Genomic DNA, 12,480 nt, shown 5'->3' with positions numbered 1-12,480 from the left:
CGACGTCATCGAAGCGGGCCGTCATTCGGCCGGTATTCAGCCGGCATGCGGCGCCGGACGCGTCGACATCGCAACCGGCTGCGCGAATGGCGCCGACGCCAGTTGCGTACGTGCGTCACGGGCCACGCGGTTGAACGCCACGCGCTGCGCGCCCGTCAGTTTCGCCGCGCTGGATGCGTGCACGAGCTCGATCGGATCGACGAGGCGGGCATGCCGGCGCACCTCGAAGTGCAGATGCGGGCCGGTCGCCGTTCCCGTGCTGCCGACCGCGCCGACGCGTTGACCGCGCATGATGCGCGCGCCGGTTCGCAGCGTCGGCTCGAACGCCGACAGGTGCGCGTAGTACGACGCGTAGCCGCCGTCATGCCGAATCACCACGTACTTGCCGTAGCCGCGCGGCTCGGTGCCGATGAACGTCACGACGCCGTGCGCCGACGCATGGACGGCGCGACCGGCCGGCGCCGCGAGATCGACACCCGAATGCACGTGACGCGCACCGCTCACCGGATGCACGCGCGCGCCGAATCGCGAGCTGATGCGCGTCGCGGCGACCGGCATCGCGAAGTGTGCGCCGGCGAGCGGCATGCCGCCGAGGTCGTAATAGGCGCCCGCCGAACCGGCCTGCGGGACGAACCAGACGGCCGCGACGTGCTGCCCGCGAAAACGGATGTCGAGCGCCGTCACGCGAGCGCGGCCCGGCCGCGTTGCGTCGCGGTCGGGCTCGAACGCCACGCGGAAAGTGTCGCCATGCGCGGCGCGCTGCTTCGGATCGACGCGTCCGGCCAGCATGCGGACGATCTGCGCGGCGACGCCCTCCGGCAGATCCGCGCGCGCCAACGACGCGTGCAGGCTGCCGACGATGGCGCCGGCGCGCGTGCCGCGATCGGGCTGCGCGAGCGTGAACGGCTCGGCGGATGCCAGATCGACGGGACCGTGCGCGAACGCCGACTGCGCGCTCGTCGCGGGCAACGCCGACGCCAGCCCGTAATCGAACCGCGACGCATAGCCGCGCTCGACCGCCTCGCGTGCGGTCTCGCACAGCACGCGATACGCGACACAGGCGCCGAAGCGCGCCACCGGATCGTCGCGCTCGGCGCCCGCCGACACGTTCAACGCCAGCGACGCATAAGCGACGTCGAGCGGCGCGGCCGACGATACACGCAGGCCGCCCCACGTCGTGCGCGCGGAATTGAAGAAAGGCACGTCGACAAGATCAGCCGTTTCCGCCGTCGCGAATGCGAAGGGGGCGACATTGTGAGCGCCCTGGGCTGGCGCGCTCTGAGCGCCGGCCACGCAAGCTGCCGCGATGACGCCGCGCAACAGCGCGCGGTACATCGGGAAACGCACGACGCCGCATCGGACGAATCGACCTTGTTCGCGTGCGAGACGGGAACGCAGGTCGAACCGCATGACGTCGTCACTCGCTATCAATGGAAATTCGGGAAAACCGGGTATCGCGGAGGAACAGGCGTCGCGATCCGGCAACATGAAATCGAGTGTATCGGGCGGCTTGAAACGGGCAAATAGGACCAATCCTATTTTTATGGAACATCGTTTAGTACTGTAACGAAATCCGGATGCGCCCTTCATCCGACACGGCGTCGACTCCGCCTTCACACACGCGTGCGAACCATCGCGCGCCGTGCATGGTCGAACGCTGCCTGCGCACGCTCATGCGCGCCGCGCATCGTTTCACCCAACCGGAATCCGTTCATGTCTCTCGATCAACTTCACCCGGAACGCTGGACGTTCCTGTGGAACGCGTTGTCCACGCTCTCCATCAAACTCTGCGCTGCGCTGGCGCTGCTCGTCGCCGGCTGGTGGCTGTCGAAGCGCATCGGCAACTGGCTGAACCGGCTGCTCTCGAACAAGGAGCGCGTCGACGACACGCTGCGCCCGATCCTCTGCGACGTCGCCGTATGGGGTATCCGCATCGTCGCGATGGTCGGCGCGCTGTCGCAACTCGGCATCGAAACCGCGAGCATCGTCGCGGTGCTCGGCGCGGCCGGCCTCGCGATCGGGCTCGCGCTGCAAGGCACGATGCAGAACATCGCGGCCGGCATCATGCTGTTGTTGCTGCGCCCGTTCAAGGTGGGCGATTACATCGACGGCGGCGCCGGTGTGGCCGGCACCGTAGACGAGGTCGGGCTGTTCATGACGCGCCTGACGAAACCGGACGGCATCTGCGAATACGTGCCGAACAGCGCGCTGTGGGGCAGCGCGATCCGCAACTACACGCGCAATCCGACGCGCCGCCTCGACCTCGAAGTCGAAGTGTCCGTGCACGACGACATCGACCGCGCGCTCGACGCGCTGCGCGGGCTCGCGCTCGCCGATCCCGACGTGCTGCAAGATCCGGAGCCGAACGTCATGGTGATGCGCTTCGACGACAGCACCGCGGTCGCGAACATGCGCGTGTGGACGCATACGGACAAGTTCTGGGACATGCGCTGGCGTCTCGCGCGACAGGCGCGCAAGGCGCTCGCGGATGCGAACTGCGCGCTGCCGATCCGCACGCGCGAGCTGCACATCGTGCACGACGCGGAGCGTCGCGCGGACAGCACGCGCGTCCGACGCGTGTAATCGCCGCGGCGGCGGGCGTGCCCGGAGCACCCCGCCGCCATCACGACCACGGCGGCGATCGCCGCATCGCGGTACGCAACCGCCCCCGGGTCGAGTTTTCGCCCGATCCGCCTTCGAATCGGACCCGTCTGATTCACTGCGCGACGTCGTCTCGCGACAATGGCCATGCTGGACGAAACGGTCATCTCGTCCGGCACTCAGTAGCGAACCTGTCCGTACCTTGCCGCCCTTCGCGGGCGGCGTCTTTTTGTCCGCCGTTCGACGCGGGCATGCAATCAGGAAACCGAAATGAAAGAACGCGCCACCGTCCTTTGTCGACGCGGCGACCGGATCCTTCTGGTCGCCCGGTTGAATGCCCGCTGGGCGCTGCCCGGCGGCCAGCCGCACGACGGCGAATCGCTGCGCGACGCCGCGCGGCGCGAGCTGCTGGAAGAAACCGGCCTCACATGCGGCCACGCCCGTTATCTGTTCCGGATCGCGGGCACGCACAAGCTGCATCACGTGTTTCTCGCCGAGATCGATCCGGCTGCGATCGCGCACCCCGCGCAGGAGATCGCACACTGCGCGTGGATCGACCGCGAATCGCTCACGTCGCTACATTGCAGCCGGCCGACGCCGATGATCGTCGAGTTCGCGTTCGAATGGCTGCGGCAGCCGCGCCTCGTGCCCGGTGTAGTCGACCGCGACGTGTTCGCCGATATCGCGGCCTGAGGTCTTCGCCTGCGGCCGGCGCGCGATACCGGCCGCCCCGCATTGCATCCTGACGCTGTCGAGCAGCGCCTTCCTGCCACTCTTGTACGTGAACACAGGGATCGCGCCGTGCTTCAGGTCGCCCTGCGGCGTGAGGACGGACGTATCCGTCCCGATGTCGCTGCTTCTGGCGTCGTTACGCGGATGCGGTAGCCTGAGCGCGATTGCAGGCGCCCCTGCGGCTGACCGCCCCTCTCAAAGGTGCGGATCCTGTGCATCAGGTCGGCATACGCACCCGTGACAGATAGCGAAGGTTCTTGCGCCGGTCATTTCGCACCTCGACGCAGCGCCAGCATGCAGAACCAGATCGATCGCTCCCGGCACGAGGCGCACAACAATTTTCCTTAAAAATCAAATACTTGATTGACTTCCTGGAGTAAATTTCCCGTAAATCAAAGGCCCTGCCATACCTTCGAAGCCCTTCGACGCTTGACGCTTGACGCTTGACGCTTGATGCTTGATGCTTGATGCTTGATGCAATTGTAGTAAAATGGAGCTGTTTGATGCTGAATGGGAGAACCACCTCATGCGTACCACGATCGATATCGATGACGACGTCCTCGCATTCGCCCGGGAACGTGCAAGGCCGGGTACAAGTATCGGCAAGGTCATTTCCGAACTCGCTCGCGCCGCATTGCAGCGAACGCCGGCCAACCAGACGAGCCGCAACGGGTTACCTCTGATGCCGGTCTCGTCGTCAGCCCACCCGGTCACGCTTGATACTGTTAATCAACTTCGTGACGATTCGCTTTGATCACCTACCTTCTCGACGTCAATGTTCTTATTGCATTGCTGGACCCTTCGCACGTTCAGCACGAATCCGCGCACGCATGGTTCGGTCGCGTCGGATACGCTAGCTGGGCCACATGCCCCCTGACCGAGAACGGCGTTCTTCGGATCATCGGTCATCCAAAATATCCGAATACGATGGGTTCGCCGGTATCCGTTGCGCCGCTCGTCGCGCAACTGCGGGGCCACGCAGGCCATACTTTCTGGCCGGACGATGTGAGCTTGCTCGACGCAGAACACGTCGATGCGACTCGCTTGTTGTCCTCTGCGCAGCTGACCGACACGTATCTGCTCGCGCTCGCTCGCGCGCACAGCGGCAAGCTCGCGAGCTTCGATCGGCGACTTGTCGTCGATGCAGTGCCGAACGGCAGAAAACACTTCGAATTGATTTCTTGAACGTCAGTCGAAGAAAAAGCGAGGCTGCGACGAACGTCGGGTTTCGTTCAGCCGTTCCGACTCGTTTCGCTCGAAGCGACGCGGGCGGAAGGGGAGGCGACGGCACGTCAACCGGCACTCGCCACATCCAGTAATTTGCGCAAAGATGGATTCGACCCACTCTCCATCGTAGCCGCGCGCGCCGGTCACGATACGGCTCGAGTCCGCCGCTTGCGCTCCCCTTCAGCCATCGCACGGCGCAGCCGGTCAACCTCGCCGGCGAAGCATTGACGTCGGCCGCCCGACGCCCCTGCGCTCCCCGCGAAATCCCGCTTTCCCGCCCCCTTTTCCGGAAACCCGGACGCACGAAAAACCCCACAAAAACAGGGATATTCAGCGTCTGCGACACGTTGTCCGAGTTCGGTTATATTACGCGCCCCTTGCCGTCCCGCCCTGGCAAACGCGTCGCACGCGGCCGCTTTCGACGCGGCCCGAAGCGCCGTCCGCTCGGGCTTGCCGCCACGGCCCGGACGCGTGTCGCACCGTCGCGACGCGGGCGCTTGCCGGCTCGCGGGAAGCCGATCCGAAGGTGTCCTTCCGAATGGCTTCGCGTGCGCAAATGCAACGGCGCGCAGCGTCGATCCGGAGTTCCGGATTCGCGGTCCGGATCTCCGGAGCCGTGTTTCGGCGCAACGAAACCGCGGGAACCGCGCGCCGGGCGGCATGGCAAACCGATGCATCCAAGTTGAAAAAGGGATCTGCTGTGATCAAAACGTTACGGGTAATACTGTCGGCGCTCGCGCTGTGCGTCGCGACATCGTCCGCGCACGCCGCCGACACGAAGAAGGTCGACGTCCTGCTGGTGGGCGGCGGCATCATGAGCTCGACGCTCGGCGTCTGGCTGCACGAACTCCAGCCCGACTGGTCGATGACGATGGTCGAGCGCCTCGACGGCGTCGCGCTGGAAAGCTCGAACGGCTGGAACAACGCCGGCACCGGCCACTCGGCGCTCGCGGAGCTGAACTACACGCCGGAGAAGGCGGACGGCAAGATCGACATCTCGAAGGCGATCGAGATCAACGAGTCGTTCCAGATCTCGCGCCAGTTCTGGGCGTGGCAGGTGAAACAGGGCGTGCTGAAGAACCCGCATTCGTTCATCAACTCGACGCCGCACATGAGCTTCGTCTGGGGCGACGACAACGTCCGCTTCCTGAAGAAGCGCTACGAAGCGCTGCAGGCCAGCCCGCTGTTCCGCGGGATGCAGTATTCGGAAGACTACGACCAGATCAAGCAGTGGGTGCCGCTGATGATGGAAGGCCGCGATCGCAACCAGAAGGTGGCCGCGACGTGGACGCCGATCGGCACCGACGTGAACTTCGGCGAGATCACGCGCCAGTTCGTCGGCTACCTGAAGACGCAGCCGAACTTCACGCTGTCGCTGTCGAGCGAAGTACGCGAGATCTCGCGCAACGCCGACGGCACGTGGCACGTGTCGTGGGTCAAGCTGCACTCGGACGAACCGCCGCAAGCGGTCGATGCGAAATTCGTGTTCATCGGCGCGGGCGGCGGTGCGCTGCACCTGCTGCAGGCGTCGGGCATCCCCGAAGCGAAGGACTACGGCGCGTTCCCGGTCGGCGGCTCGTTCCTCGTGACCGACAACCCCGAGGTCGTGAAACAGCATCTCGCGAAGGCATACGGCAAGGCGTCGGTCGGCTCGCCGCCGATGTCGGTGCCGCACCTCGACACGCGGATCATCGACGGCAAGAAGATCATCCTGTTCGGGCCGTTCGCGACGTTCTCGACCAAGTTCCTGAAGAACGGCTCGTACTTCGACCTCGCGAAGAGCACCAACCTGCACAACGTCGCGCCGATGATGCGCGTGGGCGTCGACGAATTCCCGCTGGTGCAGTACCTCGCCGGCCAGTTGATGCTATCCGACGACGACCGCTTCAACGCGCTGAAGGAATACTTCCCGAACGCGAAGAAGGAAGACTGGCGCCTGTGGCAGGCCGGCCAGCGCGTGCAGATCATCAAGCGCGACCCGGTCAAGGGCGGCGTGCTGAAGCTCGGCACCGAGATCGTCAGCTCGAAGGACGGCAGCATCGCGGGCCTGCTCGGCGCGTCGCCGGGCGCATCGACCGCCGCGCCGATCATGCTGAACCTGATGCAGAAGGTGTTCAAGGACAAGGTCGCGACGCCCGAGTGGCAGCAGAAGATCCGCCAGATCGTGCCGAGCTACGGCACCAAGCTGAACGACAGCCCGGCGAAGGTCGTCGAGGAATGGACCTACACGAGCGACGTGCTGCAACTCGCGCCGCCGCCGAAGATCGACCTGGGCGCGCCGGCTCCGTCCGGCGCCGGTGCCGCGCCGGCCCGCCCGGCGAAGGCGTCGGCCGACATGGCGCTGTAACGCGCCGAACCGCGACACGCCACGCGAACCAGACGGGCGACCGTTGCCCGTTCCGGCCTGTTCGCCTGAAAGGCGGACAGGCCCTCGCTCCGGTGCATGGGGCGGCAGCCGGCGATCTGCGGCCATCCGGGAGGATGGCCGTTTTTGCGTCGGCGCCCGGCGGCCGGTGCGCACCACCGACCACACGACCGCGACACCCCGGGCGAAATCGACCGATTGCGCCGGTTCCGCCGCATCCGGCCCGGCGTGGCGCGCGGTATCCGCTAGAATTGCAGCACGCGCGATCCCGAATCGCCCTCCCGATCCATCATCCGCAGCGCCGCACCCTTACGCCCCCGTCCGCACCGCCCCGCGCCCGCGGGTGCACGCGACCGCCGCGGCCATGCGACGCCCGCGCCCGCCCGCAAGGGCGCACAACCGAATTCAGCTGGAGAAAGACCGTGTTTACCTGCCGAAACCAGAGCTGCGGCACGCAGTGGGAGCAGTCCGACGTCGTCATCAAGGACGAGGGCCAGGGGCTGCTGTTCCGCTGCCCGCTGTGCGGCGCCCGCAACTATCTCGAACGCTTCGAGGACGACGAAGGCAACGTCGTCTACGAGCAGATGGAAGGCCGCCCCTACCTCGGAGACCTGTCTTGACCCAACCGACCGCCACGCCGTTCAGCGCGCTGCCGCTGACGCCCGCCACGCTCGCGAACCTCGCGCAGCTCGGCTATGTCGACATGACGCCGATCCAGGCGGCCAGCCTGCCGGTCGCGCTGGCCGGCCAGGACCTGATCGCGCAGGCGAAGACGGGCAGCGGCAAGACCGCCGCGTTCTCGCTCGCGCTGCTCGCGCGCCTCGATGCACGCCGTTTCGACGTGCAGGCGATGATCCTGTGCCCGACGCGCGAGCTCGCCGACCAGGTCGCGCAGGAAGTGCGCCGCCTCGCGCGCGCCGAGGAAAACGTGAAGGTGCTGACGCTGTGCGGCGGCACGCCGATGCGTCCGCAGGCGCAGAGCCTCGAGCACGGTGCGCATATCGTCGTCGGCACGCCGGGCCGCATCATGGATCACCTCGATCGCGGCAACCTGAAGCTCGACGCGCTGACTACGCTGGTGCTCGACGAAGCCGACCGGATGCTCGACATGGGCTTCTTCGACGACATCGCGAAGGTCGCTCGGATGTGCCCGACGACGCGCCAGACGCTGCTGTTCTCCGCGACCTATCCGGACGGCATCGCGAAGCTGAGCCAGCAGTTCCTGCGCAATCCGAAGGAAATCAAGCTCGCGGAACGCCACGACGACAGCAAGATCCGCCAGCGCTTCTATGAAGTGACCGAGGACGAGCGGCTGCATGCGGTCGGCCAGTTGCTGAACCACTACCGGCCGGTGAGCACGATCGCGTTCTGCAACACCAAGCAGCAGTGCCGCGATCTGCTCGCCGTGCTGCACGCGCAGGGCTTCCATGCGCTCGCGCTGCACGGCGAGCTCGATCAGCGCGAGCGCGACCAGGTGCTGATCCAGTTCGCGAACCGCAGCTGCTCGGTGCTGGTCGCCACCGACGTCGCCGCGCGCGGGCTCGACATCGCGCAGCTCGAAGCGGTGATCAACGTCGACGTGACGCCCGACCCCGAAGTGCACGTGCACCGCATCGGTCGCACGGGCCGCGCGGACCAGGACGGCTGGGCGCTGAGCCTCGCGAGCATGGACGAGATGGGCCGCGTCGGCGCGATCGAACAGGCGCAGAAGCGCGACGTCGAATGGCATCCGCTCGCCGAACTGACGCCGGCGGACGACAGCGTGCTGCTGCCGCCGATGGAAACGCTGCAGATTCTCGGCGGACGCAAGGACAAGATTCGTCCGGGCGACGTGCTCGGCGCACTGACCGGCGACGCCGGATTCGACGGCAAGCAGATCGGCAAGATCAACGTGACCGAGTTCTCGACCTATGTCGCGATCGAGCGCGGCGTCGCGCGCGACGCGCTGCGCAAGCTCAATGCCGGGAAGATCAAGGGCAAGCGGGTCAAGGTCCGGTTGATGGACGAGGCGTAAACGGGCCGCGCGGCGGACGGCCGCGGCACCGCCGCGCCCCGTGCGTCACGCGAGTTCGGGATAGCCGTGCGCGACGGCTTCCCGCTCGAACCGCGCAATCGCATCGTAGTCGGCCGGCGACAGCCGGTCGAATCCCTTCAGCCTCAGCACGCGCGCGCGCTGCGCATCGGCCGCGACCGCGCGATCGAGCGCATCCTGCAACGCGCCGACCTGCGTGTCCGCCAGCGCCCGCGACGCGATGAACGGCAATCCCGGCGCGGATGCCGTCGTGCCGACGATCCGGATATCCGTCAGCAGATCGGGCAGCGCGTCGTGCACATACGCGAACGTCACGCAGTCGATCGCCGCGCAATCGGCCTCTCCCGACGCCAGCGCACGCAGCACGTTCAGGTGCGAACCGAGCGGCGTGACCGAGCCGAAAAACCGGCCGTCGTGCGCATGCGGCGCGATCGCGTGCCGGAATGCATTCATCCCGCTGTGTGAATCCTCGCCGTTGAAGGCGGCCCTCAACCCGCGGCATGCGGCGAGCGTCGTCGCGCCGCCCGCATGCGCGCGCGCCGACACGACCAGCACGCTGCTGTAGCGCGCACCGTCGCAACCGTGCGCGTCGAACACCGGGGTCGCGACCAATCGCACGGCATCGCGCAGGCCCAGCATCCGGTACGGGTAGCCGCAGGTCTGCGACAGCAGCAGATCGTCGCGCCGCCACAGTGCATGCAGGTCGTCGAACGGCGCGTCGGGCAGCGCGACGTCGGCGGGCCCGCCCGCGTTCGCGAACGCATCGAGCGCGTCGCGCAGCAGCGCGCGCCACAATTCGGCGTGGCGCGGCGTCACGTTGTACATCGGCAAGACTGCGATCCAGGGCTTCATGCGGACATTCTACGCATCGGCAGCGGCCCCGATGCTTATCGGCGCCAGCATGATAAGCAAATGCGAATCGATTGGTTGGCGTTGCCGCGCCGCCCCGGTACCGTTCGAATGCCTGTCGGCGCCGCCACCGTGCGCGACGCCGTGCAGGTCGACCGTGATCCGCGAGACACCAGCGCACCCGGGCCGAGCGCCCCGGTTCCATCGCTCGTTCCCCGCACTGCCCGATCCATCCCGCCTCAACGCCATGGCCGAATACTTCGACGTCGACCACGCGCGCGCGATCGCCGCGCTCGACGCCCGCTTCACCGCCCGCACCGAGTGGCCGACCTGGCTGCTGGTCGTCGTCATTTACGGCGGCTGGCTCGCCGTGCTGCTGCTCGTGCGCGACGGGCGCCTGTCGCTCGCCGCCGCGACGCCGCCGCTGATCCTGCTCGGCGCGTGGCATCTGTCGCTGCAGCACGAACTGCTGCACGGCCATCCGACGCGTTCCGCGTTCGTGAACAAGCTGCTCGGCTATCCACCGCTGACCGTCTGGTATCCGTACACGCTGTATCGCGACACGCACCTCGACCATCACCGCGACGAAGACCTGACCGTGCCGGGCATCGATCCCGAAACGAACTACGTGACGCGCGAACGCTGGGCGCGGCTGCCACGTTGGCGCCGGGCGCTGACGGTCGCGCGCAAGACTTTCGTCGGGCGAATCGTCGTCGGGCCGCCGCTGGCCATCGCCGCGACGTTCGGCGATGCGTTCGTCGCGTTCCGGCGCGGCGACTTCCGTTATCTGCCGATGTGGGCGACGCATGCCGCGTGCGTGGCGGCGCTGCTCGCGTGGCTGCACTACGCGATCGGCGTACCGTGGTGGTACTACCTGCTGCTCGTGACATGGCCCGCGCTGTCGCTCGCGATGATCCGCTCGCTGTACGAGCATCGCGCCGCACCGCATCCGAAGGCGCGCATCACGATCAACGAAGCCGGGTTCGCGATGCGGCTGCTGTACCTGAACAACAACTATCACCTCGTCCATCACGACCTGCCGAAGCTGCCGTGGTACGACCTGCCGCGCGCGTACCGGATGCGGCGCGACGCATATGCGCGCAAATGCGGCGGCTTCGTGATCCGCGGCGGGTATCGCGAGCTGCTCGCACGCCATGCGTGGACGCCGACCGATCCGCCCGTGCATCCGTTCGACCAGGGCACGGCATCGCTGTCGACGGGCAGCGGCGTGAAAGTGGCGGTGGTCGACAAGGTGTTGCAGATCAGCACGTGACGTCGTCCGGCACGCGCTGCCGATCCTCCGGGCTTTCGCGCCCATTCTTACGAAATGCCGACAATGCCGCTCGGCCGCGCCCGAATTGCCAATTGCGTCGGCAATGCCCAGAATGGCGGCTCATCCGGGCCTTCCAACCGACATTCGCCCCGGCTCCGCCGCACGGCCGCGCGCCGCATTCCCCGACGACGATGCAACCGAACACCCCACCCGGCGCGATCCGCACGCTCGGCCACGACTGGTCCGTTTCCGCGATCACCGCGGGTTTTCTCGCGGTCCTGATTTCCTATGCAGGCCCGCTCGCGATCTTCTTCCAGGCATCGCAGGCCGCGCATGCGTCCAACGACATGGTGTCGTCGTGGGTCTGGGCGATCTCGATCGGCGCGGGCGTGTCGGGCCTCGTCGCCAGCTGGAAGCTGAAGGTGCCGGTCGTCACTGCGTGGTCGGCGCCCGGCACCGCGCTGCTCGTCGGCCTGTTTCCGCAACTGACGCTCAACCAGGCCGTCGGCGCGTACATCACGGCTGCGCTGATCATCCTGGCGATCGGCGTCTCCGGCTATTTCGACCGGCTGGTGCGCCACATCCCGCGCGGCATCGCCTGCGGGATGATGGCCGGCATCCTGCTGCCGTTCGGCATGCATGCGTTCTCGGCCGCGTCGGAGCAGCCCGCGCTCGCGTTCGGGATGATCGCGGCCTACGTGATCTTCAGGCGCCTGCTGCCGCGCTACAGCATCGTGCTCGTGCTGCTGACGGGCGCCGCGCTCGCGACGCTGCTCGGGATGACGCATCTCGGCAACGTGTCGCCGAGCCTCGCGCGGCCGATCTTCATCGCCCCCGAGTGGACGCTCGGCACGACGCTCAGCCTGGCGCTGCCGCTCGTCGTGGTCAGCCTCACCGGCCAGTTCCTGCCGGGGATGACGATTTTGCGCGTGTCCGGCTATCACACGCCGGCGCGCCCGATCATTATCGCGACCAGCGCGATGTCGCTGGTCGTCGCGTGCTTCGGCGGGATCACGATCGTCGTCGCGGCGATTACCGCGGCGCTGTGCACCGGCAAGGACGCGCACGAGGACGCGGACCGACGGTACGTCGCCGGGCTCGCGAACGGCGTGATCTATCTGATCGGCGGGCTCTTCGCGGGCACGATCGTCACGGTGTTCTTCGCACTGCCGAAGGCGTTCGTCGCGATTCTGGCGGGGCTCGCGCTGATCGGCGCGATCGGCGCGAACGTGCACGGCATCTTCGAGGACGAGAACCATCGCGAAGCGTCGGTGATCACGTTCCTCGCGACCGCATCGGGAATGACGTGGCTCGGGCTCGGGTCAGCGTTCTGGGGGATCGTGATCGGATCCCTGTCGTATGCGGTGTTGAACAAGGTGCGACGGCCTGCGTGACGCGCCG

Annotated in this window: 11 protein-coding genes; 9 read left to right on the top strand and 2 right to left on the bottom strand. The window is 67.1% G+C overall.

Annotation, left to right across the window (positions count from 1 at the left end; all coding sequences use genetic code 11):
- Positions 1-36: 36 nt before the first annotated feature.
- Positions 37-1,410, bottom strand: coding sequence for a M23 family metallopeptidase (locus WS61_RS22880; RefSeq protein WP_059503710.1), 1,374 nt, complete (start codon positions 1,408-1,410; stop codon positions 37-39).
- 303 nt (positions 1,411-1,713) lie between these two features.
- Here WS61_RS22880 and WS61_RS22875 point away from each other — a divergent pair, with 303 nt between their 5' ends.
- From WS61_RS22875 to dbpA, 7 genes are all read left to right on the top strand, one after another.
- The gene (locus tag WS61_RS22875; RefSeq protein ID WP_059503708.1) at positions 1,714-2,583 is read left to right on the top strand and encodes a mechanosensitive ion channel family protein; all 870 of its coding nucleotides are present in this window, start codon (positions 1,714-1,716) and stop codon (positions 2,581-2,583) included.
- 288 nt (positions 2,584-2,871) lie between these two features.
- A complete protein-coding gene (locus WS61_RS22870) occupies positions 2,872-3,294 on the top strand; it encodes an NUDIX hydrolase (RefSeq protein WP_059503706.1) in 423 nt (140 codons plus the stop codon).
- A gap of 565 nt (positions 3,295-3,859) precedes the next feature.
- Positions 3,860-4,087 (top strand): DUF2191 domain-containing protein, encoded by a 228-nt coding sequence (locus tag WS61_RS22865; protein WP_027781942.1) that lies wholly within the window; start codon positions 3,860-3,862, stop codon positions 4,085-4,087.
- A complete protein-coding gene (locus WS61_RS22860; RefSeq protein WP_218921213.1) occupies positions 4,084-4,518 on the top strand; it encodes a TA system VapC family ribonuclease toxin in 435 nt (144 codons plus the stop codon). The genes WS61_RS22865 and WS61_RS22860 overlap by 4 nt, the downstream gene beginning before the upstream one ends.
- A 742-nt stretch (positions 4,519-5,260) precedes the next feature.
- Entirely contained in the window at positions 5,261-6,907 is a 1,647-nt protein-coding gene (gene mqo, locus WS61_RS22855) for a malate dehydrogenase (quinone) (protein WP_034205692.1), read from the top strand.
- Positions 6,908-7,347: 440 nt separating this feature from the next.
- Complete coding sequence (locus WS61_RS22850) at positions 7,348-7,545, top strand: hypothetical protein (protein WP_006483193.1); 198 nt, start codon at positions 7,348-7,350, stop codon at positions 7,543-7,545.
- Positions 7,542-8,939, top strand: a complete 1,398-nt coding sequence (gene dbpA, locus WS61_RS22845; RefSeq protein ID WP_059503702.1) for an ATP-dependent RNA helicase DbpA — start codon at positions 7,542-7,544, stop codon at positions 8,937-8,939. Before WS61_RS22850 ends, dbpA begins: the two co-directional genes overlap by 4 nt.
- Before the next feature lie 45 nt (positions 8,940-8,984).
- Here dbpA and WS61_RS22840 read toward each other — a convergent pair whose 3' ends face one another.
- On the bottom strand, positions 8,985-9,809 hold the full coding sequence (locus WS61_RS22840; RefSeq protein ID WP_059503700.1) for a phosphate/phosphite/phosphonate ABC transporter substrate-binding protein: 825 nt from the start codon (positions 9,807-9,809) through the stop codon (positions 8,985-8,987).
- Between the two features lie 244 nt (positions 9,810-10,053).
- On the opposite strand from WS61_RS22840, the gene WS61_RS22835 reads away from it, so the two are divergent.
- Together WS61_RS22835 and WS61_RS22830 are read left to right on the top strand one after the other, a co-directional pair.
- A complete protein-coding gene (locus WS61_RS22835; protein WP_059503699.1) occupies positions 10,054-11,079 on the top strand; it encodes a fatty acid desaturase in 1,026 nt (341 codons plus the stop codon).
- Between the two features lie 191 nt (positions 11,080-11,270).
- Positions 11,271-12,473, top strand: coding sequence for a benzoate/H(+) symporter BenE family transporter (locus WS61_RS22830; RefSeq protein WP_059503697.1), 1,203 nt, complete (start codon positions 11,271-11,273; stop codon positions 12,471-12,473).
- Positions 12,474-12,480 lie beyond the last annotated feature (7 nt).

Source organism: Burkholderia sp. ABCPW 11 (assembly GCF_001523445.1).
Classification (GTDB): domain Bacteria; phylum Pseudomonadota; class Gammaproteobacteria; order Burkholderiales; family Burkholderiaceae; genus Burkholderia.
Note: the sequence above shows the minus strand (reverse complement) of the source record. Positions and strands in the feature narration are given on the sequence as shown.

What these genes read in the sequence shown, in the direction of transcription:
- WS61_RS22840 (WP_059503700.1), bottom strand. Translation starts at nt 9,809, where the DNA reads ATGAAGCCCTGGATCGCAGTCTTGCCGATGTACAACGTGACGCCGCGC.
- WS61_RS22875 (WP_059503708.1), top strand. Translation starts at nt 1,714, where the DNA reads ATGTCTCTCGATCAACTTCACCCGGAACGCTGGACGTTCCTGTGGAAC.
- WS61_RS22835 (WP_059503699.1), top strand. Translation starts at nt 10,054, where the DNA reads ATGGCCGAATACTTCGACGTCGACCACGCGCGCGCGATCGCCGCGCTC.
- WS61_RS22830 (WP_059503697.1), top strand. Translation starts at nt 11,271, where the DNA reads ATGCAACCGAACACCCCACCCGGCGCGATCCGCACGCTCGGCCACGAC.
- WS61_RS22870 (WP_059503706.1), top strand. Translation starts at nt 2,872, where the DNA reads ATGAAAGAACGCGCCACCGTCCTTTGTCGACGCGGCGACCGGATCCTT.
- WS61_RS22880 (WP_059503710.1), bottom strand. Translation starts at nt 1,410, where the DNA reads ATGCGGTTCGACCTGCGTTCCCGTCTCGCACGCGAACAAGGTCGATTC.
- WS61_RS22865 (WP_027781942.1), top strand. Translation starts at nt 3,860, where the DNA reads ATGCGTACCACGATCGATATCGATGACGACGTCCTCGCATTCGCCCGG.